Origin of the sequence: Mycobacterium neglectum (assembly GCF_002591975.1) — a bacterium.
Lineage (GTDB): Bacteria > Actinomycetota > Actinomycetes > Mycobacteriales > Mycobacteriaceae > Mycobacterium > Mycobacterium neglectum.
In genome coordinates this window covers 23941-44703 of the sequence record NZ_NVQE01000030.1, presented here as the reverse complement: position 1 = coordinate 44703, position 20763 = coordinate 23941, and the positions used below count along the sequence as shown (strand labels likewise).

Genomic DNA, 20763 nt, shown 5'->3' with positions numbered 1-20763 from the left:
CGCCGACGCGACGTCTGATACAGCTCTGACCGAAGGGCCGGGTGGCATTCGCGCCATCCGGCCCTTCGTCATTTGGCTGTGAAAATCCTGTGCGCTTACGCGTAGGGTTTAAGGGCATGACGACCAATCTGGACGCCCGCCTCGCGGGCTACCACTCTCCCGTCCTGAGCGTCTTCCGCATCGTCTTCGGTCTGCTGTTCCTGATGCACGGCACCCAGAAGCTGTTCGACTGGCCGATCCCGGCGCCGACGCCGATCCCGACCGGTTCGTTTCCGTTCTGGTGGGCCGGGCTCATAGAACTGGTTCTGGGCATCCTGATCACGCTCGGATTGTTCACCCGCATTGCGGCGTTCGTCGCCGCAGGCGAGATGGCGTTCGCGTACTTCTATGCGCACTGGCCCATCCTCAAGGGCGACGCGACGGCGCCGTTCTGGCCGATCGCCAACGGCGGAGAGTTGGCCGTCATGTTCTGTTTCGCGTTCCTGCTGCTCGCCACGACGGGCGCAGGCGCCTGGGCGGCCGATACCCGACGACGCGCGGGCGTGGCCCGAACGGGCACGACGGCCGGCCGCCCCCTGGTCACCGGTCAAGCCGCGCCACGGGCGCGGGGCGGCCTGCTGAGCCGGTTCCGACGTCGTTAGTCCAGCGCCATGTCCTTGCGGAACTTGCGCATGCCGTCGATCTTCTCGTCGAGTGTGGCCTGCGGTCCCGAATAGAACATCCACGGCATCGTGATGATCCCGTCGATGCCACCCGCTTGCGCCCGCTCGTAATGATCGGGGGTGAACGCGTCGGTCAGCGGTGTGATGACAATGAAGTCGTCCATCGACAGGCCCTTCTCGGCGCGCAGCACGCGTAGCTTGTCGACGCGTTCGATCGCCTGGTCGGTGTTGATCAGGTCACCGATCCACCCGTCGTGGCGCGCGGCGCGACGCAGCGCGATGTCGGAGAGCCCGCCGACATAAATCGGGATGTGCGGTGGCGTCGGCTCCATCTCCAGCCGCGGCGTCTGGTAGAACTCGCCGTCGAACTCCGTCCAGCCCGGCTTCCAGAGTTCCTTCATCAGCTCGAGCATTTCGTCGGTGCGTTTACCGCGCCGATCGAACCGCTGCCCCATCAGGGTGAACTCTTCCTCGCACCAGCCCACACCGATACCGAGTTCCAGCCGCCCGCCGGCCAACACCGCTGCGGTGCCAATGGATTTCGCCGCCGAGTACGGGTCGCGCATCGCAGGCAGGTATACCGTGGTGACGAAGCGCAACCGCGTCGTCACCGTTGCGAGGGCACCGATCAGCACCCAGGGATCCGGCCAATCGGTGAAGGCCTCCCACCGCCGCTTACCGTCCTTCGTGTAGGGATACGGTGTCTTCAGCGTTTCGAGGTTGATCACATGGTCAGGGATGCCCAGGCCGTCATAACCGAGTTCATCTGCAGCCTTGGCGATATCGACTACTTCATTCGTATCGAGAAAAGCGGCGCTCACATAAACTTTCATCCGGCGTCACGCGCCCACGCGGGCCGGATGAACACACCTTCAGCCTCGACTGTCGGACCCTCGGCGTCCTTCAAATACCCTCGGGCGAACGTCTTCACGCCCTCGGACCGCTCCACGAAGGCCTCCGCGCGCAACGGCCCCAGCGGCGTACCACGCAGGTATCGCAGCGAGATGGTGCCGGTGAACTTCGGCTGCGTCAGCCCTTCACTGGCCGCCTCGCCGAGCAGGTGGTCGAGCACCAGGGCGCAGATGCCGCCGTGCACCCATCCGGGCGGCCCCTCGTAGGCGCCGGACAATGTGAATTCGCTCCAGCACTGCCCGTCGTCCTCGTGATGGATGATCATCGGCGGTGCGATCGCATTGCGCAGTCCCACAGCGGGATTCGCCCATGCCAGCGGCCGCCCGGTGGCCTCATGGCGCAGCGTCGTCGTGACGGAACGCTGCTTGCTTTCGAGTAGCTCGGTCAGCGCGGCGATCCTGTCCTGAGCATCGCGAACAGTGTCCTCGTCGACTTCGGTGTGCAGGCCGGCCTCGATCAGCCTGCGCAATGATTCCGTCAGCGGCCCGTAGAGCGCACGCTGCCGCTCGTACTCCGCGTCACTGATGACGTCGAACCCGAAATCCATGCTCATTCACTCACCATGCTTATTCTCCGAAAACCTTTCGTACCACCGCTTTTGCCCTACGAGTCACACGTAGGTAGTTGTCCAGGAACTCGCCACCATCGTCGCTACCCCAGCCGGCGGCCAACGCCACCGCGTTGAGCTGACGGCCCGGCCCCGGTAGTTGATCGGTGGGCTTGCCGCGCACCAGCACCAGCGCATTTCGCGCCCGGGTCGCGGTCAGCCAGGCCTGCCGAAGCAACTCGACGTCGCCCTCCGCGATCAGCTCGGCGGCACCGATCGCGTTCAACGCATTCAACGTCGAAGTGCAGTGCAGCGCAGGAACTTTATCCGCATGTCGTAGCTGTAAAAGCTGCACCGTCCACTCGATGTCGGCCAGTCCGCCGCGGCCGAGCTTGGTGTGGGTGTTCGGGTCGGCGCCACGCGGCAGCCGCTCGGCGTCGACGCGGGCCTTGATGCGCCGGATCTCCTGCACCGCCTGCTGAGAGACTCCACCGGCTGGGTAGCGCGTCTTGTCGATCATCAACAGGAAGCGCTCCCCCAAGTCCGGATCGCCTGCCACCCGGTGCGCACGCAGCAGCGCCTGCACCTCCCACGTCTGGGCGTACTTCTCGTAGTACGCCTCATATGAGGCGAGCGTTCTCACCAACGGACCGTTGCGGCCTTCGGGACGAAGGTTGGCGTCGACCTCCAACGGCGGATCCGCGGACGGCGTGCCCAGCAGCGCACGTACCTTCTCCGCCACCGATACCGACCACTTCACCGCGGCGGCCTCGTCGACACCCGCCCGGCCTTCTACGGGTTCACAGACGAACATCACGTCGGCGTCGGACCCGTAGCCCAGTTCGGCGCCCCCGAGACGACCCATCCCGATCACCGCGATGCGCGCGGGCGCGCCGTCGTCGCCGATGTTGTCCCGGATGATCGCTTCGAGCGCGGCCTGCAACACCGCCACCCACACGGACGTCAGCGCGTAGCACACATCAGTGACCTCGAGCATGCCCAGCAGGTCGGCAGATGCGATCCGGGCCAGTTCCCGCCTTCGCAACGTGCGCGCCGCGGCGATCGCCCGCAGCGGGTCAGCGTGCCGCCCCGCCGACGCGACCAGTGCGCGCGCAACCCCGTCGGGCTCGACTTCGAGCAGCTTGGGGCCGCTGGGGCCGTCGGCGTAGAGCTGGATGACCTCCGGAGCCCTCATCAGCAACTCGGGCACGTACGCGGAAACACCCAGCACCCGCATCAGCCGCTTGGCCACCGCTCCCTCGTCGCGCAGCGTCGACAGATACCACCGCGCATCCGACAGCGCCTCGCTGATGCGCCGGTACGACAGCAGACCCGCGTCGGGGTCCGGTGTATCCGAGAGCCAGTCCAGCAGCGTGGGCAGCAGCACCCGCTGCACCTGCCCGCGTCGGCCGCCCTCGCCCGTCAATGCCCGCAGGTGTGTCAACGCGCTCTGCGGGCCTTCGTAACCCAGCGCGGCCAGCTGACGTTCGGCCGCCTCAGCACTGAGGCCCTCCGGAATCCCGAATGCGCCAACCGATTCCAGCAGCGGCTGATAGAAGAGCTTGGCGTGCAGCCGCGACACCCGCTTGGTCTGTCGCTTCAGCTCTTCGCGCAGCACGCCGAGGGCGTCGTGGGTGCCGTCGGGACGCATATGGGCGGCACGCGCCAGCCAGCGCAGCGCCTCGTCGTCGTCATCGTCGGGAAGTATGTGCGTGCGCTTGAGCCGCTGCAGCTGCAATCGGTGTTCGAGCAGCCGCAGAAACTCATAGGACGCGGTCAGGTTCGCGGTGTCGTCGCGTCCGATGTAGCCGCCATCGCCGAGGGCAGCCAGCGCGTCGACGGTCGACGCCACATGGAGCGATTCGTCGTTGCGGCCGTGCACCAACTGCAGCAGCTGGACCGCGAACTCGACGTCGCGCAGCCCGCCGGTACCGAGCTTGATCTCGCGTGTCCGCATGCCCGCGGGCACGTTCTCGACGACGCGCCTGCGCAACGCCTGCACCTCGGGAACGAAATCCTCCCGCTCGCATGCCGTCCACACCATCGGCATCAGCGCCTCGATGTACTGCTTGCCGAGCTCGGCGTCACCGACCGCGGGCCGTGCCTTCATCAACGCCTGGAACTCCCACGTCTTGGCCCAGCGCTGGTAGTAGGCCACATGGGAGTCCAGCGTGCGGACGAGCTGACCCCGCTTGCCCTCGGGCCGCAACGCAGCGTCGACTTCGAAGAACGCGTCCCCCGCGAACCGCATCATCTCGCCCGCCACCCGGGTCGCGATCGCGAGATTGTCCGGCGAACCCTCGGCGACAAAGATCACGTCGACGTCGCTGACGTAGTTCAGCTCGCGCGCGCCGCACTTGCCCATCGCGATGACGGCCAGTCGTGGCGCCTCGGCGCTTCCCACCGACTTGTGGGCAACAGTCATCGCGGCACCGAGCGCGGCATCGGCGAGGTCGGACAGATGTTCACCGACGGTCGTGAACGGCAGGACGGGTTCGTTCTCGACGGTCGACGCCAGGTCCAGACCCGCGAGCACCAAAAGCCGGTCACGGTAAAGGCTTTGCAGCGGTAGCAATGCATCCGTTGCGCCCGTTGTCTTTTCGGCGACGTCACCAAACGTGGCGTGCAGTTCGTCGGCCGACGGCAACGACACACTTCCCGCAAGCAAGTGCCAGCTCTGCGGGTGGGCGACCAGGTGGTCACCGAGTGCCAGCGACGAGCCCAGCACACCGAACAGCCGGCCCCGCAGGCCGCGGTCGGTGATCAGTTGCCGGTCGAGCTCACCCCAGCCGTCGCCCAACACATCGACCAGCCGCACCATCGCAGCCAGCGCGGTGTCGGCGTCGGGGGCGCGCGAAAGGGACCACAACAACTCGACGTGAGCCTCGGTGTTCCACCCAAGCCGATCCAGATCGGTGGGCGCGGTGGGTTCGACCAACCCGAGCCGTCCCACGCTGGGCAGCTTCGGTCGCTGCGTCGCGGGTTTGGCCACGGCTCGACGTTAGCGCACGGGCGGTCGGGGTCCGACTACAGCGACCGCTACAGAGACACTTACAGAGACAAGTAGGCCTTGAGCTCAAACGGCGTGACGCTGCTGCGGTAGTTCTCCCACTCGGCTCGCTTGTTGCGCAGGAAGTAGTCGAAGACGTGCTCCCCCAACGCTTCCGCCACGAGTTCGGAGTTCTCCATCTCGGTCAGCGCCACACCGAGGCTGCCGGGCAGCTCCTTGTAGCCCATCGCGCGGCGTTCCTCGGGGGTGAGGTTCCATACGTTGTCCTCGGCCTGCGGACCAAGAACGTAGTTCTTCTCGATGCCGCGCAGTCCCGCAGCCAGCAGCACGGCGAAGGTCAGATACGGATTGCACGCCGAGTCGGGACTGCGCACCTCGACGCGTCGCGACGACGCCTTTCGCGGCGTGTACATCGGCACCCGCACCAGCGCCGAACGGTTGGCTGCGCCCCAGGACGCAGCGGTCGGCGCCTCACCACCGTGGACCAGGCGCTTGTAGGAGTTCACCCACTGGTTCGTGACGGCGCTGATCTCGTTGGCATGCTCGAGGATGCCCGCGATGAACGACTTGGCGACGTCGGAGAGCTGCAAGACGTCATCGGCGCTGTGGAAGGCGTTGGTGTCACCCTCGAACAGGCTCATGTGGGTGTGCATCGCCGATCCGGGATGCTCGGAGAACGGCTTGGGCATGAACGACGCCCGCACGCCGTCGGCGAGTGCGACCTCCTTGACGACGTAGCGGAAGGTCATGACGTTGTCGGCCATCGACAGCGCGTCGGCGTAGCGCAGGTCGATCTCCTGCTGGCCCGGGGCACCCTCGTGGTGGCTGAACTCGACCGAGATGCCCATCTGCTCGAGCGCGTCGATCGCGTGACGGCGGAAGTTGGGCGCGGCGTCGTGGACGGCCTGGTCGAAATAGCCGCCGTTGTCCGCCGGGACCGGGATCGAACCGTCGTACTCCCCAGGCTTGAGAAGGAAGAACTCGATCTCGGGGTGTACGTAGCAGGAGAAGCCGAGGTCGCTGGCCTTGGACAGCTGGCGGCGCAGGACGTGACGGGAGTCAGCCCATGACGGCGAACCGTCCGGCATCGTGATGTCGCAGAACATCCGTGCCGAGTGGTGGTCGCCCGCGCTCGAGGTCCACGGCAGCACCTGGAACGTCGACGGATCTGGCCGCGCGACCATGTCGGCCTCCGAGACGCGGGCAAAGCCCTCGATGGCTGACCCGTCGAAGCCGATACCCTCCTCGAACGCGCCCTCCAGTTCGGCGGGTGCGATGGCGACGGATTTGAGGTAGCCGAGCACGTCGGTGAACCACAACCGGACGAAGCGGATATCGCGTTCTTCCAGCGTGCGCAGCACAAATTCCTTCTGCCGATCCATATCCGCAGCGTATGCACCGGCTGTTAATTCTGTGTTACACGGCGGCTGCAATCAGCGCGCAGCGGCGCGAACCGGCCGCGCTCAGGCGTCGAGTTCGTAGCTCAGCCAGCTCGATTTCGCCGCGCCGATACCGTCGTAGAGCCGTTGCGCCGTCGCGTTGTCAGGCGCCGTCTCCCAAACCAGCTTCTCGGCGCCGCGAGCGCGGCACAGCGCAAGACCGCGGTCGATCAGGGCCCGCCCGGTGCCCGTGCCGCGGGCCGCCGACTCCACGTACAGGTCGTTGAGCACGCCCACCCGAGCGGCGTACAAGGTCTGCCAGCTCCAGTAGATCGTCGCGAATCCCAACGGCGTTCCGTCGCCGCGCGCGATCAGTTGCACCCCTTCGCCGGGGTTCTCGATCAGCGCGTTGGCCAGCGCCAGCAGGCGGTCATCGGGTGGATCCACGCGATAGAACTCGCAGTAGCCGCGCATCATCGGCATCAGTTCCGGAAGGTCCGAAGCGGTGACCGTTTCGATGGTCAGTCGCATCGGGTGCCCTCGGGTGGGACTGTGAGGTCGACCAGGTAGGCGGCCGCGATGTCGTCGACGCAGCCCTCACCCTGGAAGCCGACGGTGTGCTGGGTCCCGACGAAGGTGACCAGGGTGCCGCCGAGCTGGCGGGCCAGGTCGACGCCCGCCTCGTACGGTGTGGCGGGGTCGTTGGTCGTCGATATCACCAGGATCGGCGGCAGCCCGTCGACCTTGATCTCGTGCGGCTCGGTCGTCGGCGGCACCGGCCAGAACGCGCAGGTGGCCAGTGGCGCGTATCCGGTGAACTCGCCGTAGCTCATGAACGGCGCCGCCTCGCGTGCCCGGCGGTCTTCCTCGACGACCTTGGCGCGGTCGGTCACCGCCGGCTTGTCGACACAGTTGACCGCGACCCGGACGTCGGTCGAATTGTTGTAGTGGCCCGCCTCGTCGCGGCCCATGTAGAGATCCGCCAGGGCCAGCATCGTGTCGCCCTCACCATTCTTGATTTCGGTGAGAGCCTGCGTGAGGTGGCGCCACAGGTTCGGCGAGTACAGCGGCAGGATCGTGCCGACCACCGCGTCGGAGTAACTCAGCCCGCGCGGATCCCTGGTCTTGAGCGGATTTTCGACCAGCGGGTCGACCATGCTGCGGTAGATGTCGACCGCCTTCGCCGGATCGGTGCCCAGCGGGCATTCCGGGTCGTTGGCGGCGCAGTCGGCGGCGTAGTCGTCGAACGCGGTCTGGAATGCCTTGGCCTGGCGGATGTTGGCCTCGGTCGGGTCGGCGTTGGGGTCGACGGCCCCGTCGAGGATCATGGCCCGCACCTTGTCCGGATAGGCCTCCGCGTACAACCCCCCGATCCGGGTGCCGTACGAATAGCCCAGATAGTTCAGCTTCTCGTCGCCGAGGGCCGCGCGCATCGCGTCGAGATCCTTGACGACGCTGGCGGTTCCGACGTTGGCCAGGAACTCGTCGCCCATCTTGTCCACGCAGCGCTGTACGAACTCCTTGGTTTCCTTCTCGATGTACTCGACACCCTCGGGGCTGTAGTCGACCTGCGGGTCGGCCCGCAGCCGATCATTGTCCGCGTCGGAGTTGCACCACACCGCGGGCGTGGAGTTCGCCACGCCACGAGGATCAAAGCCCACCAGATCGAACCGTTGACGGACCGAGTCGGGCAACATCCCCAGCATGCTCGTCGCCGCCTGAACACCGGACTCTCCCGGACCGCCCGGGTTGACGATCAAGGAGCCGATCTTGTCGCCGGTCGCCTTGAACCGGATCATCGCAAGCCTCGCGACGTCGCCGTCGGGCTTGGCATAGTCAACGGGCACCGACAGCATCCCGCACTCGGCACCGAGGGGCGCAGGCTCACCGTCGGAGGCGCTGTTCTCGCACTCTCCCCACACGATCGGCGATCCCGGCGGGGGTACGGCGACCACGCCGCGGCCCTCCACCAAATTGGTGCAACCGGCGACCAACAGCATCAAGGCCGTCACTTGGACGCCGATCTTCAGGGTCATGGGACCACATGCTGCCATGACCACACATCGGCCCTGGCTAGGCGGCTATCGCGTGGCTCATTTGGTGGCGCTCAGCAGCTCGACCAGTGCGGCCTTGAAATCGTCGGCCATGTCCCATAGATCGGGCAGCAACTCTGGGCAGGACACGATTCCGACGTTCAGCTTTCCGGCCAGTGACATCACGGTGATGTTGAGTCCGGAGCCGTGGAAGATGGGCCCCAGCGGATACATCGCGTCCACCTCGCAGCCCAGGTAGTAGAGCGGAACCTGTGGGCCGGGGACGTTGGAGATGACGAGGTTGTGCACCGGCCTGGCCCCACTCAACCGACTCGCGGCGTAGACGCGCATCGCGACACCGAAGACCGCAGGCGCCGCAAACTGTGTCCAATCCTGCAGCAGGGTCGCACCGATCGCCGAACTATGTTGTTTGGCAACCGAATTCGATTCGGAGATGGACTTCAACCGCTCGGCCGGGTCGTCGATGTTCGTTTCCAACTTGGAGAACATGCCCGAGACCTGGTTGCGGCCGGGCCGGTCCGACTTGTCGTGAACCGACACTGGCACCATGGCGACCAGCGAGTTCTCCGGCAGTTCGCCGCGGTCACTGAGGAACTTGCGGAGCACACCGGAGACCAGCGCCATCACCACGTCGTTGACTTTGACCCCGAAGTGGTTCTTCACGGTCTTGATGTCCTCGAGGTCGAGTTGCGCGAACGCCACGTTGCGGTGGCCGGTGACGTTGTTGTTCCATGCGGTCTTCGGCGCGGCGAACGGCGCGGTCATGGCGGTGCCACCGCGCGCCCGCCGAGCGGTATCCACGACAGTCGACAGGGTCGACGGCAGCGCATTGATCAGCTTCAGCGGGCGGGTGGCGAACTTGACGGCGCCGGATACCGCGATCTCCAGCTCGCTCGCATCACCTGGGCCGTCCACCGGGTCCGGCGGCGGGGCATCGGCTTCGGTGCTGCACAGCTGCGACATCAGGTTGGCCCCCGATACACCGTCGACACCGGAGTGATGGACCTTGGTCATCACGACGATGCGCCCGCCCGCCTGTGGGTCGGTGCCTTCGACGTTCTCAATCACCCACTTCTCCCACAGCGGCCGGCTGCGGTCCAGCGACAACGACGCGATGTGCCCGCAGATCTCGGCCAACTCGCGCCTGCCACCCGGCGACGGCAGGCCGATGCGGTGCAGGTGCCGGTCGACATCGAAATCCTTGTCCTCCACCCACACTGGATGGTCCAGATTGAACCGGCTGTCGGCGAGCTTCTCGCGGAACTGCGGCATCGCCTTGATCCGCAGGTCGAATGCGTCGCGGAAGCGATCGAACGTGTACCCGCCCGGCATGGTCGAGGTGTCGAGTTCGAGGATCGAGCACACGTGCAGCGGCTGCTGGGCGGTTTCGAGGTACAGGAAACTGGCGTCGAGCCCGCTTAACCGTTGCATCCCGCCGATGTTAGGCGGGGCAGGGCCAACTGTGAGGAAATCCACTCAACGCGCCTTTTAACTTTCGGCGCTCGAAGTGGCAGACTGGAGAGGTCAGACGAACCCGGGGACCCGGATGGGCCACGAGGATCGACCAGACCAACCCATGAGGGACAACGATGTCTGAGCAGACTGTCTACGGTGCTGCCGAAGAAAAGCCGCGCACCTCCGCCGAATTGTCCGCACCGCGGACGAAAACACGCACCCTTCACCTGCAGAAGTGGAAGGCCGAGGGCCACAAGTGGGCCATGCTGACGGCCTACGACTACTCCAGCGCCCGCGTTTTCGACGATGCCGGCATTCCCGTGCTGCTCGTCGGCGATTCGGCGGCCAATGTGGTCTACGGCTACGACACCACGGTGCCGGTGAGCGTCGACGAACTCATCCCGCTGGTTCGCGGCGTCGTCCGCGGTGCGCCGCACGCTCTGGTGGTCGCCGACCTGCCGTTCGGCAGTTACGAGGCGGGGCCCCAGCAGGCGCTCGAAACCGCGACCCGGTTCATGAAGGAGACCGGCGCGCACGCGGTCAAGCTGGAGGGCGGTGAGCGCGTCGCCGATCAGATCGCGACGTTGACCCAGGCCGGCATCCCGGTGATGGCCCATATCGGGTTCACTCCGCAGAGCGTCAACGGACTGGGCGGCTTCCGGGTCCAGGGCCGCGGCGACGCCGCCGAGCAGACCGTCCACGACGCGATCGCCGTGCAGGAAGCCGGCGCGATCGCTGTGGTGCTCGAGATGGTGCCCGCAGAATTGGCCACTCAGATCACCGGCAAGCTGACCATCCCGACCGTCGGCATCGGTGCCGGCCCCAGCTGCGATGCGCAGGTGTTGGTGTGGCAGGACATGGCCGGCATGACGAGCGGCAAGACCGCCAAGTTCGTCAAGCGGTTCGGTGATGTCGGCGCTGAATTGAGCCGCGCTGCAACGCAGTACGCCAACGAGGTGGCCAGCGGGACATTCCCCGCCGAAGAGCACTCGTTCTGAGCTGGCTCTAGGAGAACTCGGGCTTCCGCTTGGCCATGAAGGCATCGACGCCTTCGCGGCCGTCGGCGGAGTTGGCGCGGTCGGCGATCAACCGGCTCTCGAATTCCATCTGCTCCTCGAGACCGCTGCTGAACGTCGACATCATCAGTGCCTTCACGCTGCCGTTGGATCCGGCACAGGTGGCCGCCATCTTCTCGGCCAATGCATCTGCACGTGCGGCCAGCTGATCGTCAGCCACGACCTCCGTGACGAGGCCCCACTGCGAGGCCTCCTGCGCCGAGAGGGTCCGGTTGGTCAGCATCAGCTCCTTGGTCTTGGTGATGCCGATGAGCCGCGGCAGGAAATAGGACGAACTACCGTCCGGCGAGAGCCCCACTTTGGTGTAGGCCATCGTGAACGACGCCGACTCCGCGGCGAGCACCAGATCGCCCGTCACCGCGATCGAGAAGCCCGCTCCGGCCGCGGTGCCGTTGACCGCGGTGATGAGCACGGCGTCCATCCGCGAGAAGCTCGAGATCGCGCGATGCAGCTCGTTGGCAACGCCCTTGATGTGCAGTCCACGGTCGGGGGCAGGTGCGAATGACTTCAGATCGCCTCCGGCGCAGAAGAAGCGGCCCGACCCGGTGAGCACGACGACCTTCGTCGCCGCCGTGTCGCAGCGCCGCGCGGCGTCTGCGAGCTCCCGAGTCATGGTGTCGTTCATCCCGTTTGCTGCGTCGGGCCGGTTCAGGGTGATCCGGGTGATGGCACCGGACGGCTCGAACTTGATCGTGTCGTAGTCGGTCACCCCTGGACTTTATCGCCGCCTCCCAGCGGTTCGAGCGCTCCCCCGGCCAGCTCGTTCACCTGCATATGGCAGTCTTGCCCGCACCATGGGCAAATCCAGTTCGCAGTACTTGGAGGTCGAGCGGAAGTTCGACATCGTCGAATCGACGGTTTCGCCGTCGTTCGATGGATTGTCGGCGGTATCCCGGGTGGAGCGCTCCCCTTCACAACAGCTTGACGCCGTCTACTTCGACACCCCCGGCCGTGATCTGGCGGCCCGCAAGGTGACGTTGCGCAGGCGCACCGGCGGGTCCGACGCCGGGTGGCATTTGAAGCTGCCCGCCGGACCCGATGCGCGTACCGAGGTACGCGAGCCCCTTGGCTCCGCTGGCGACTCTGCCGACTCCGCCGACGAGGAAGTGCCGGAGGCCCTGCGCGACATCGTGTTGGCCATCGTCCGGGACCGCCCGCTGTCGCCGGTTGCGCGCATTTCGACCAGCCGCACCGTCGACGTTTTGTGCGCGGCGGACGGCACCCCCCTTGCCGAATTCTGCGATGACCAGGTCACCGCCCAGGCCGGGCCGGACGGCGCGGAGCAACAGTGGCGCGAATGGGAACTCGAGCTGGCGCAGGGCGGCGATCGCGACCTGCTGGAGCGGCTCGCCAATCGGCTTCTCGACGCCGGCGCAGTGCCCGCCGGCCACGGTTCCAAGCTGGCCAGGGTGCTCGACGAGGAATCGACGCCGGAAGCACCTGAACCACCGGACGACCCCATCCACCGAGCGGTCGCCGAGCAGGTCGAGGAACTGCTCGTGTGGGACCGCGCCGTTCGCGTCGACGCGTATGACTCGGTGCACCAGATGCGGGTGACGACCCGCAAGATCCGCAGTCTGCTGCAGTCGTCGGAAGACGCGTTCGGAATCTCCGACGACGCGTGGGTCCTCGATGAGTTGCGGCAGCTGGCCGCCGTGCTGGGGGTCGCCCGCGACGCGGAGGTGCTCGCCGAACGGTACGAGAAAGCGCTCGAGGCTCTGCCCGTCGAACTGGTTCGCGGCCCCGTCTGGGAACGGCTGGTCGACGGGGCCAAGCGCCGTTATGCGTCGGGCCATAGACGCTCGCTGATCGCCATGCGTTCGGAGCGCTACTTCCGGCTGTTGGACGCGCTGGATGGACTCGTCACCATCGAACCGCCGCCTGCCCTGCCCGGAGAGGAGGAACGCGGTCCGGTGACCATCGAGTCGGCATACAAGAAGATCCGCAAGGCCGCGAAGGCGGCGGCGGGAGCCGAGGAAGCGGGCAAGGATGAGGCGCTGCACCGAATCCGCAAGGGCGCCAAGAGGCTTCGATACACTGCCGCCGCGACAGGTGCCGACGATGTGTCATCTCGCGCCAAGACGATCCAGTCATTGTTGGGCGATCACCAGGACAGCGTGGTGAGCCGAACCCACCTGAGCAGGCAGGCCGAGGAAGCGCACGCCTTCGGTGAGGACACCTTCACCTACGGACTGCTCTATCAGCTCGAGGACGACCTGGCGCAGCGGTCCCGCGACCAGCTCGAGTCCGCGCTCAAGAAGCTGGACAAGTCAGTGCGCAAGGAACTCTGATCGCCCGGCCGGACCGGTCGAAGCAACGATGCGCTGCAACGCTTTCATTGCGTCGTGCAGTTCGGCGCGCACTGCGCATTCGGTGATTCGGTATTCGGCGGCGATCTGCGCCGTGCTGCGATCGAGGTAATACGCCCGGTAGATGACCGCGCGGTGCGGAGTCGACAGCAGCGCCATGGCCTGTCGAATTGGCGTGCGGCCGGTCATGGCGAGAACACCGCGTGTGGGTCCAGCACAGACGGATGGTCGACGAGGTAATCGAGGATGTGGTCATGCGCCTTGGCGAGATGCTCGCTGGTGAGGCGCGCGGTGGTGGCCGCATCGCCGGCTTCGACGGCGGCCAGAATGTCGCCGTGCTCGGACCCGATGTGCCCGGTCTGGCCGATCACCTCGAGATGCAAGAACACGTACCGGTCGGTCAGGCGGCGCAACTGCTCGATCAATTCGATCGTGCGCGGGCGGTTGGCCCGGCGGTAGACCGCTGCGTGGAACTCGGTGTTCGCCGCCAACCACGTCCGCGCGTCGATGGGCTCGGACATGACCGCCAGCTGCTTTCGCATGTAGAGGACGTCGGCGCGACCGACGTTGGGTACGGCGATCCCGGTGGTCCTCGGCTCGATCGATAGCCGGAGCTCGTACAGCTCCTGCAGTTCTTCGACCGACATGCGGGTGACGATCGCGGTGGCGTTGGACAGCGGCTGTACCAGACCTTCGCCGGCCAGGATCGCCAGCGCGTCGCGCACGGGGATCCGGCTGACGCCGAAGCGCTCGGCGAGGCCGACCTGGGCGAGCTTGGAGCCGGGCGCGACGTCGCCGTGCAGGATCTCGGTCCTCAACTGGGAGGAAATGCGTGCGGCCGAACTTTCGAATGCCATGGACTACATCCTGTCTACGATCTTGAATTCTTGTATACAGGCGTCGGCTGTGAGGAACCGTAAAGATGGGATGAGTTGGCCTGTAAGCCGGATTCTGTTCCGCACCGCCGCGAGTAATCGCGGCGGTGAGGCGGCGACCATCCATCTGGACACACCGTTGCCGGGTGCCTCGAGCGGCCTACCCGCTGGCTCGGGCGAGCAGCCCTCAAACGCCTGCGCGGCCGCACCAGGTGCGGCCTTCTTGGCCTTGCTTCGGGTGGGGTTTGCCTAGCCACTCCGGTCACCCGGAATGCTGGTGCGCTCTTACCGCACCGTTTCACCCTTACCACCGCCGTGCCCGAAGGCACGATGGTGGCGGTCTGTTTTCTGTGGCACTTTCCCGCGAGTCACCTCGGATTGCCGTTAGCAATCACCCTGCTCTGCGAAGTCCGGACTTTCCTCGAATCATCTGGTGATGATCCGCGGCCGCCCGGCCAACTCATCCGCGCAATAAACTTAGCCCATGTCCCAGGTGCCGCCGGCCCGTTATCTCCTGCGGGCCAAGGATCTGGTCGACGCGCGCTACGCGGAGCCCATCACCGTCGACGACCTCGCCGCCGCGGCCGGGCTGTCGCGGGCACATTTCAGCCGGATGTTCACGCGGACGTTCGGCGAATCGCCACGGGCGTATCTGCAGACGAGGCGTTTGGAGCGCGCCGCATCGCTGCTCCGTCACACCGACCGCTCGGTGGCCGACATCTGCGTGATGGTCGGCCTGCAGAGCGTGGGTTCGTTCACCACCACCTTCTCGCGGGTGTACGGCATGCCGCCCGCGACCTACCGGGCGAGCATGCCGCCGGCCGCGATCTACGCACGCGTGCCGAGTTGCATCCTGGCGCGCGACACCCGACCGCCCGCCGACAGTCGCGTCCGCAAGACAGCACGTGGGGAGAAGACGGGCGGCAGCAGCCGACCGTAGCGTCGTGCGCATGATCAAAGTTGCAAGCGCCCACCTATGGGTACACGACCAGGACGTCGCACTGAAGTTCTGGACCGAGAACGTCGGAATGGAAGTGCGGCAAGATGTTTCGCTCCCCGATCTGGACAACACGTTCCGGTGGTTGACGGTCGGTCCGCCGGGTCAGGATGACGTGTCGATCGTGTTGATGGCGATTCCCGGCGAACCTGTGATGGATGCGGTGACACGCAAACAGGTACAAGAACTCACCGCCAAGGGCTTCGCCGGCACGGTCTTCCTCACGACCGAAGACATCCAGTCCGACTACGACGACATGACGGCGCGCGGCGTCGAATTCACCGAACCACCACATCAGATGCCGTACGGCATCGACTCCGGATTTCGTGATCCTTCGGGAAATAGTGTGCGACTCACCCAATTGGCGCCGCCGCCCGCCAATACTGTCTAAGTGCGAACCACCTCCGCGGCGCTCGGCTCTGCGGCCTTCTTCGTCGTGGCACCCGGCACGTTCGTCGGGCTGGGCCCGTGGCTGATCACCCGATGGGAGATCCCCGAGTCCAGCCCGCCGCTACGTTTGGCGCTGGGAGCGCTGTTCGTCGTCGCGGGCCTGATCCCACCGATCCACGCGTTCATCCAGTTCGCCAAGGCGGGTGGAACGCCGATGCCCGTTGCGCCGACCGAGCGGCTCGTCGTCACGGGATTCAATCGATTTGTTCGCAACCCCATGTATGTCGGGCTGTTGACCGCGATTCTCGGGCAGGCGCTGCTCTTCGACAGCCTGGCGCTCATGGTCTATGCGGTGATCGGGTGGATCGCCACCGCATCGTTCGTGCACTGGTACGAAGAGCCCACGCTGGTGCGCACCTACGGCGAGCAGTACGAGGAGTATCGCCGCAATGTGCCTGGATGGACTCCGCGCCTCACGCCGTGGAAACCTCAGTCGACGGCGGATACATCAACCTAGAAGGGCGGTGGGTTAGCCGCATAGCGGGCCCGGTTGACGCCGCGTTCCCACGCGATTCGGTCAGCGCGGTCCTGAACGCGGGTGCGTTTTCGTTTCGGCATCGCCACACCGCGGTCCGGACCGGGCAGCGGCTCGTCGGCCGGCTCGAGGTTCCCGGTGGGCACGGCGAGTTGCGGAAAGAGCATCGCTCCCAACGGCTCTGTGGTGTGCACCCGACCGCTCGGTGTGGTGAAGACCATCGTGCCGTCGGGCCGTTGGCTGACCTGCCATCCACCCAGACCGCAGTGAAACGTCTTGAGCAGGTGATGAAACCGGCAGAAGCAGCTGTTGTTCGACGGATGCGTGGGCCCCAGTGGATAGGGCGCGGTGTGGTCGATATCGGTCTGCCACGCCGGCTTGTCGCAGCCCATCCAGCGACACGTCAGGTCTCGACTGCGGACGAACTGCGCAAGCGCAGCCGACGGCCGGTACTGCGGTTCAGCCGACGCATCCTTCGGGACGTGAACAGCCTTCTGACGCGCGGCCTTGGCGACTTCGCGCACTGTTTCCGGCGGCAGCGGACCATAACCCGGCACAAACCCGGCCCTCGTACCGCGGCCTTCGACAGTCGCAGTCTCGGCGAGCACATGAACGACCACCGCCGACGAGTGGGAGCCGTTCCCGGCGGCGGGGCATTGCTCGGATTCGCACACGCACCGCATCGCGGCGTCGCCGCCAACCAGCGCCGTCAACGCATCGGCACGGCGTTGCCGTTTGGTGCGCGGATCATCGCGGCACACGGTGGCCGCAAGCTCGTCGAGCTTCATGTCGAACGCTGCGCCGTCGGTCACGCGCACCCTGCCCCAGATCTCGGCTGTCCCGGAGTGGTCGGCGGTCACCTCGATATGGCGGTCGTCGTCGCGCTGCTTGGCCACCCGCAGCGCGTCGGGATCCAGATCGAGCACCATCCAGTCGACCAACTGGGCCACCCGCTTGTCGGAGAACGTGTTCCAGCCCGGCGTCGTGTGGGCCAGCATCTCGTCGATCGCGGCGATCGCCTGCTCGTCGGTGAGCAGCGCGGTGCGAAACGCGGCGATCCTGATAACGCGGAAGTCGATGCACCCGGCCGCGAACACCTCAGCCAGCAGAGGCAGGCGCTCGACGAGGACTTGTCCGTAATCCATCCACGACGACGCCCGCCCACGGCTGACCCCGAGTTCCGCGGCGACCTCGGCTGCAATGACGTCCCAATCATCGACACACCAGTTGTCGTGGGTGCCACCCAGAGCAGCTCGTCGCCGCAGGAAGAACCGGCCCGCCGCGATCACTTTGCTCGCGGCTGAAGCCCGCTCGTCGCGCTGCGCATCGCGCATCGCGTTAAGCAAGCCTTCATCCGATTCGAACATATTTTCGACAGTACTCGCGACGCTGTGGGTAAAGCACCAGTTCAACCGCGACCTGTGGATGAATCCCCGATTGTGGATAACCCGCGCTCATCTCACGTCTCGCCAACTGCCGTCGTCTACAAGGTATGAACACCCGACACTGCGTCATCGACAGCCGCCTGGGCGAACTCACCCTGGTCGCCGACGCCAACGCGCTCACCGGCCTCTACTTCCGGCATCACTGGCGTCGGCCGGAGCAGTCCACGTTCGGCCCTCGGGTCGACGCGCATTCGGACACCGTCTTCACCGAAGCGAGCGCCCAGCTGGCGGACTACCTCGCCCGCGAGCGCCACGACTTCGACCTGCCGATCAGCCCCCACGGCGACCAGCGGCAACTGCGGATCTGGAAAATGCTGTCCGCCATCCCCTACGGCGGCACGGTCACCTACAGAGAACTCGCTGCCGCACTGGCCGACGGAACGACAGCGCTCCAGGTCGGCCAGGCCGTCGGCCGCAACCCGCTGTGCATCGTCGTTCCGTGCCACCGCGTCGTCGGAAGCAATGGTCAACTCACCGGCTATGCGGGCGGACTGAAACGCAAGCAGTTCCTGCTCGAACTCGAAGAACCCGCCGAGGTGAAGGCGGCGAGGCTGTTCTGATGCCTGAGACCACGTGGCGGACGCGTGTCGACGCCGGCGACTGGGACGCAATCACCGCTGAGCTCAACGACTTCGGAGGTGCAATGCTGCCGAGGCTGCTCACCGATGACGAGGCCGATGCGATCCAGCGTCTGTACCCCGACGACCGCATGTTCCGCGCGACCATCGATATGCGTCGATACCGCTTCGGCGACGGCGAGTACCGATACTTCCATCAGCCCTATCCCGAGCCGATCGAGGCGCTCAAGCAGTCGCTCTATCCCCGGCTGCTACCCATTGCACGCGACTGGTGGGCCAAGCTCGGCAGGCAGTCGCCATGGCCGGACACCCTCGACGAGTGGCTCGACATGTGTCACGCCGCCGGCCAAGAGAGGTCGACCGCGATACTGCTCAAGTACGGTGCAGGTGATTGGAATGCGCTCCATCGAGATCTCTACGGCGAGTTGGTGTTTCCGCTGCAGGTCGTCATCAACCTCAGCGAGCCGGGCGTCGACCATACCGGCGGTGAATTCCTGCTCGTCGAACAACGGCCCCGGGCCCAGTCGCGTGGCACATCCACGCTGCTGCCACGCGGGCACGGCTTCGCATTCACCACCCGGGAGCGGCCAGTGCGATCGACGCGCGGGTGGTCGGCGTCGCCGGTCCGCCACGGCGTGTCCACGGTCCGATCCGGCCGGCGGTTCACGCTCGGCCTGGTGTTTCATGACGCGGCGTGAGAGATGCAGCGCTTCAGGCTGATTGGTCCAAACGGCGCGCAGTGTGCATCGTCACGCCCGGGCACTCTCGGCGGCCACCGCGTCGCCCGGATCTACGGGCGCCTGGACTGCCCCTCAGCGCAGCGGGCGATCGACAACGGCGGCTACGTCAGGCATCGCGTCTTCTTCGCCGACGAATCGACCGCAGTCGCGGCTGGCTACCGGCCCTGCGCGCGGTGCCTGCCGGACCGCTACCTCGAGTGGAAAGCCGGCGGGCCCTAGGCGGAACTGCGACGCCGCAGCACGATCACGTTGTCATGCCAGATGAAGGGCTCCCTGTCGGGCCAGGTCACCTCTCGCTCGACCACTTTCGTCTGTGGCGGCTCCCATTCCGCTTCCGGAAGACTCAGCGCCGCGACAACCTCCTCCGGACTCAGGAACATGTGGCGGTGGTGGTCCAGCTTCGAGTCCCCCGGCGGAGGCTCGCTGTGGTCCACGATGAGCAGCGTGCCGCCCGGTTTCAGCGCCTCAGCTGCCCGGACGAATACGCGGGTGCGGTCCAGCGGCAGAGTGGAATGGAAGAAGTGGGCACTCACCAGGTCGAATTCGCCGTCCGGAAAGGTCTCCGACAGGTCGTGTTGCTGGAAGTCGATCCGGTCCAGCACGCCGCGCGCCTCGGCTGCCGAGCGGGCGCGCTGTAGAGCGGTATCCGAGATGTCCACTGCGACGACATGCCAGCCGCGGTCTGCCAACCACACCGAGTCCGCTCCCTCGCCGCAGCCGAGGTCGAGCGCCCGCCCGATCGGCAGTCCGGGGACCACCTCGGCGAGGCGGACATTGACCCGTCCGCTCCACACCCGGTCACGTTCGCCGTAGTGCTGCTCCCAATGTTCTTTGGCATCAGGCGTCGACACGATGTCTCCCTTCAGGAACGGCCAGACCATACTCGTCGGCCATCAGACTCTGCACCACCGCGGCGGCCGCGTGCGAACCGCTCGCGATCGCCGTGGCCACCTGTGGCATCTGCACGCTCAGGTCGCCTGCGGCAAAAACTCCCGCTACCGTCGTCCGATAGAAGCCGTCCACCGCGATCGGGTTCTCGGCGACCGGCGTCGGTTCGGCGGCCTCGGCTCCGAGCTGATCGGCTAACGACGACCGCTGATGAAGTGTGGTCGCCACGAGTACACCGGCGCGCGCCAGCCGGGTTCCGTCGGTGAACACCACGGCGGTCAGTTGGCCGTTGTCGGAGGCGAGTTCGGCCACGCTCCGCTGGTCGACGGCGATCCCCGCCGCGGCCAGCCGGGTGCGGTCGTCGTCCTCCATGTCGTCGGGTCCGTCCGTCAGCACGACGATGTCGTCACTCCAGCCGCGCAGCAGCAGCGCCGAATGCACCGCACGCTGACCGTGCGCCAGGACGGCCAACGGCTGGTCCCGCATCTCCCAGCCGTGACAGAACGGGCAATGGAACGCCGATCCGCCCCACAGTCGGTCAAGTCCGGGCAGCGCCGGCGGGCGGTAGTCCATGCCGGTGGCGAGCAGCACCCGTCGCGTGCGCTCACGCCTGCCGTCGGCGAGTTCCAGGACGAACCCGCCGTCCGACCGTTGACCGGACACGACCTCGCCGGCACGTACCTCCACGCTCGGATACACCGACAGCTCGCGGCGCCCCATGTCGTAGAGCTCGGCCGGGTTGCGGCCGTCGTGCCCGAGTAAGCCACCGATGCCGTGCGCAGCGAGATTGCTCTGCGCCCCGGCGTCGACCAGCAGAGTTCGCCGTCGCGCCCGCCCGAGCACCAGTCCTGCGCTCAGCCCGGCCGCACCGCCTCCGACGATGATGCAATCCCACGTGATGTCCATGCCTC

22 protein-coding genes and 1 other RNA gene are annotated in these 20763 nt (G+C 66.3%); 9 read left to right on the top strand and 14 right to left on the bottom strand.

The window, feature by feature from the left end; genetic code table 11:
- Positions 1 to 116 precede the first annotated feature (116 nt).
- Entirely contained in the window at positions 117 to 641 is a 525-nt protein-coding gene (locus CSQ99_RS21360; RefSeq protein ID WP_099040999.1) for a DoxX family protein, read from the top strand.
- Here CSQ99_RS21360 and CSQ99_RS21355 read toward each other — a convergent pair.
- From CSQ99_RS21355 to CSQ99_RS21325, 7 genes are all read right to left on the bottom strand, one after another.
- On the bottom strand, positions 638 to 1495 hold the full coding sequence (locus CSQ99_RS21355) for a TIGR03619 family F420-dependent LLM class oxidoreductase (protein ID WP_099040998.1): 858 nt from the start codon (positions 1493 to 1495) through the stop codon (positions 638 to 640). The two genes, CSQ99_RS21360 and CSQ99_RS21355, sit on opposite strands and share 4 nt — an antisense overlap.
- Positions 1492 to 2127, bottom strand: a complete 636-nt coding sequence (locus CSQ99_RS21350; RefSeq protein WP_099040997.1) for a PaaI family thioesterase — start codon at positions 2125 to 2127, stop codon at positions 1492 to 1494. The genes CSQ99_RS21355 and CSQ99_RS21350 overlap by 4 nt, the downstream gene beginning before the upstream one ends.
- Positions 2128 to 2140: 13 nt before the next feature.
- Positions 2141 to 5113 (bottom strand): bifunctional [glutamine synthetase] adenylyltransferase/[glutamine synthetase]-adenylyl-L-tyrosine phosphorylase, encoded by a 2973-nt coding sequence (locus tag CSQ99_RS21345; RefSeq protein ID WP_099040996.1) that lies wholly within the window; start codon positions 5111 to 5113, stop codon positions 2141 to 2143.
- Between the two features lie 59 nt (positions 5114 to 5172).
- Complete coding sequence (gene glnA / locus CSQ99_RS21340) at positions 5173 to 6513, bottom strand: type I glutamate--ammonia ligase (protein WP_099040995.1); 1341 nt, start codon at positions 6511 to 6513, stop codon at positions 5173 to 5175.
- An 81-nt stretch (positions 6514 to 6594) separates the two neighbouring features.
- Positions 6595 to 7041: a GNAT family N-acetyltransferase gene (locus CSQ99_RS21335; RefSeq protein WP_099040994.1), complete on the bottom strand. Its 447-nt coding sequence runs from the start codon at positions 7039 to 7041 to the stop codon at positions 6595 to 6597.
- The gene (locus tag CSQ99_RS21330; RefSeq protein WP_218014607.1) at positions 7032 to 8546 is read right to left on the bottom strand and encodes an alpha/beta hydrolase; all 1515 of its coding nucleotides are present in this window, start codon (positions 8544 to 8546) and stop codon (positions 7032 to 7034) included. Before CSQ99_RS21330 ends, CSQ99_RS21335 begins: the two co-directional genes overlap by 10 nt.
- A 57-nt stretch (positions 8547 to 8603) precedes the next feature.
- The gene (locus tag CSQ99_RS21325) at positions 8604 to 9995 is read right to left on the bottom strand and encodes a WS/DGAT/MGAT family O-acyltransferase (RefSeq protein WP_099040993.1); all 1392 of its coding nucleotides are present in this window, start codon (positions 9993 to 9995) and stop codon (positions 8604 to 8606) included.
- 158 nt (positions 9996 to 10153) lie between these two features.
- Here CSQ99_RS21325 and panB point away from each other — a divergent pair, with 158 nt between their 5' ends.
- Positions 10154 to 11017 (top strand): 3-methyl-2-oxobutanoate hydroxymethyltransferase, encoded by an 864-nt coding sequence (panB, locus tag CSQ99_RS21320; RefSeq protein ID WP_099040992.1) that lies wholly within the window; start codon positions 10154 to 10156, stop codon positions 11015 to 11017.
- Between the two features lie 7 nt (positions 11018 to 11024).
- Here the strand turns inward: panB and CSQ99_RS21315 are convergent, their stop codons facing one another.
- The gene (locus CSQ99_RS21315; RefSeq protein ID WP_099040991.1) at positions 11025 to 11804 is read right to left on the bottom strand and encodes an enoyl-CoA hydratase/isomerase family protein; all 780 of its coding nucleotides are present in this window, start codon (positions 11802 to 11804) and stop codon (positions 11025 to 11027) included.
- 85 nt (positions 11805 to 11889) lie between these two features.
- Here CSQ99_RS21315 and CSQ99_RS21310 point away from each other — a divergent pair, with 85 nt between their 5' ends.
- Positions 11890 to 13386 carry a CYTH and CHAD domain-containing protein gene (locus tag CSQ99_RS21310; RefSeq protein ID WP_099040990.1) on the top strand — a complete coding sequence of 499 codons (1497 nt, stop codon included), beginning with the start codon at positions 11890 to 11892 and terminating at the stop codon, positions 13384 to 13386.
- On the opposite strand, the gene CSQ99_RS21305 is transcribed toward CSQ99_RS21310, so the two are convergent.
- The 3 genes from CSQ99_RS21305 to rnpB all read right to left on the bottom strand — a co-directional run bounded on the left by CSQ99_RS21305 (position 13366) and on the right by rnpB (position 14742).
- Complete coding sequence (locus tag CSQ99_RS21305) at positions 13366 to 13593, bottom strand: sigma factor-like helix-turn-helix DNA-binding protein (protein WP_099040989.1); 228 nt, start codon at positions 13591 to 13593, stop codon at positions 13366 to 13368. The two genes, CSQ99_RS21310 and CSQ99_RS21305, sit on opposite strands and share 21 nt — an antisense overlap.
- Positions 13590 to 14261: a GntR family transcriptional regulator gene (locus CSQ99_RS21300; RefSeq protein ID WP_099040988.1), complete on the bottom strand. Its 672-nt coding sequence runs from the start codon at positions 14259 to 14261 to the stop codon at positions 13590 to 13592. The genes CSQ99_RS21305 and CSQ99_RS21300 overlap by 4 nt, the downstream gene beginning before the upstream one ends.
- Before the next feature lie 67 nt (positions 14262 to 14328).
- An RNA gene (gene rnpB, locus CSQ99_RS21295) (RNase P RNA component class A) lies at positions 14329 to 14742 on the bottom strand.
- A gap of 21 nt (positions 14743 to 14763) precedes the next feature.
- Here rnpB and CSQ99_RS21290 point away from each other — a divergent pair.
- Genes CSQ99_RS21290 through CSQ99_RS21280 form a run of 3 tightly spaced genes read left to right on the top strand, consistent with a single transcriptional unit; the run spans position 14764 to position 16183 of the window.
- Positions 14764 to 15219, top strand: a complete 456-nt coding sequence (locus tag CSQ99_RS21290) for a helix-turn-helix transcriptional regulator (RefSeq protein WP_099040987.1) — start codon at positions 14764 to 14766, stop codon at positions 15217 to 15219.
- A 10-nt stretch (positions 15220 to 15229) separates the two neighbouring features.
- A complete protein-coding gene (locus tag CSQ99_RS21285; protein ID WP_099040986.1) occupies positions 15230 to 15667 on the top strand; it encodes a VOC family protein in 438 nt (145 codons plus the stop codon).
- Positions 15668 to 16183: a methyltransferase family protein gene (locus CSQ99_RS21280; protein ID WP_099040985.1), complete on the top strand. Its 516-nt coding sequence runs from the start codon at positions 15668 to 15670 to the stop codon at positions 16181 to 16183.
- On the opposite strand, the gene CSQ99_RS21275 is transcribed toward CSQ99_RS21280, so the two are convergent.
- Entirely contained in the window at positions 16180 to 17568 is a 1389-nt protein-coding gene (locus CSQ99_RS21275; RefSeq protein WP_099040984.1) for a DUF222 domain-containing protein, read from the bottom strand. The two genes, CSQ99_RS21280 and CSQ99_RS21275, sit on opposite strands and share 4 nt — an antisense overlap.
- 125 nt (positions 17569 to 17693) lie before the next feature.
- Here CSQ99_RS21275 and CSQ99_RS21270 point away from each other — a divergent pair, with 125 nt between their 5' ends.
- The 3 genes from CSQ99_RS21270 to CSQ99_RS21260 are packed head-to-tail and all read left to right on the top strand — an operon-like array spanning position 17694 to position 19183.
- Positions 17694 to 18206 carry a methylated-DNA--[protein]-cysteine S-methyltransferase gene (locus CSQ99_RS21270; protein ID WP_099040983.1) on the top strand — a complete coding sequence of 171 codons (513 nt, stop codon included), beginning with the start codon at positions 17694 to 17696 and terminating at the stop codon, positions 18204 to 18206.
- Positions 18206 to 18922 carry a 2OG-Fe(II) oxygenase gene (locus CSQ99_RS21265; protein ID WP_099040982.1) on the top strand — a complete coding sequence of 239 codons (717 nt, stop codon included), beginning with the start codon at positions 18206 to 18208 and terminating at the stop codon, positions 18920 to 18922. Before CSQ99_RS21270 ends, CSQ99_RS21265 begins: the two co-directional genes overlap by 1 nt.
- Before the next feature lie 3 nt (positions 18923 to 18925).
- On the top strand, positions 18926 to 19183 hold the full coding sequence (locus CSQ99_RS21260) for an Ada metal-binding domain-containing protein (protein ID WP_099040981.1): 258 nt from the start codon (positions 18926 to 18928) through the stop codon (positions 19181 to 19183).
- Here CSQ99_RS21260 and CSQ99_RS21255 read toward each other — a convergent pair.
- Both CSQ99_RS21255 and CSQ99_RS21250 read right to left on the bottom strand, forming a co-directional pair.
- Entirely contained in the window at positions 19180 to 19845 is a 666-nt protein-coding gene (locus CSQ99_RS21255; protein ID WP_099040980.1) for a class I SAM-dependent methyltransferase, read from the bottom strand. The genes CSQ99_RS21260 and CSQ99_RS21255 overlap by 4 nt on opposite strands.
- Positions 19802 to 20758, bottom strand: a complete 957-nt coding sequence (locus tag CSQ99_RS21250; protein WP_099040979.1) for an NAD(P)/FAD-dependent oxidoreductase — start codon at positions 20756 to 20758, stop codon at positions 19802 to 19804. The genes CSQ99_RS21255 and CSQ99_RS21250 overlap by 44 nt, the downstream gene beginning before the upstream one ends.
- Positions 20759 to 20763 lie beyond the last annotated feature (5 nt).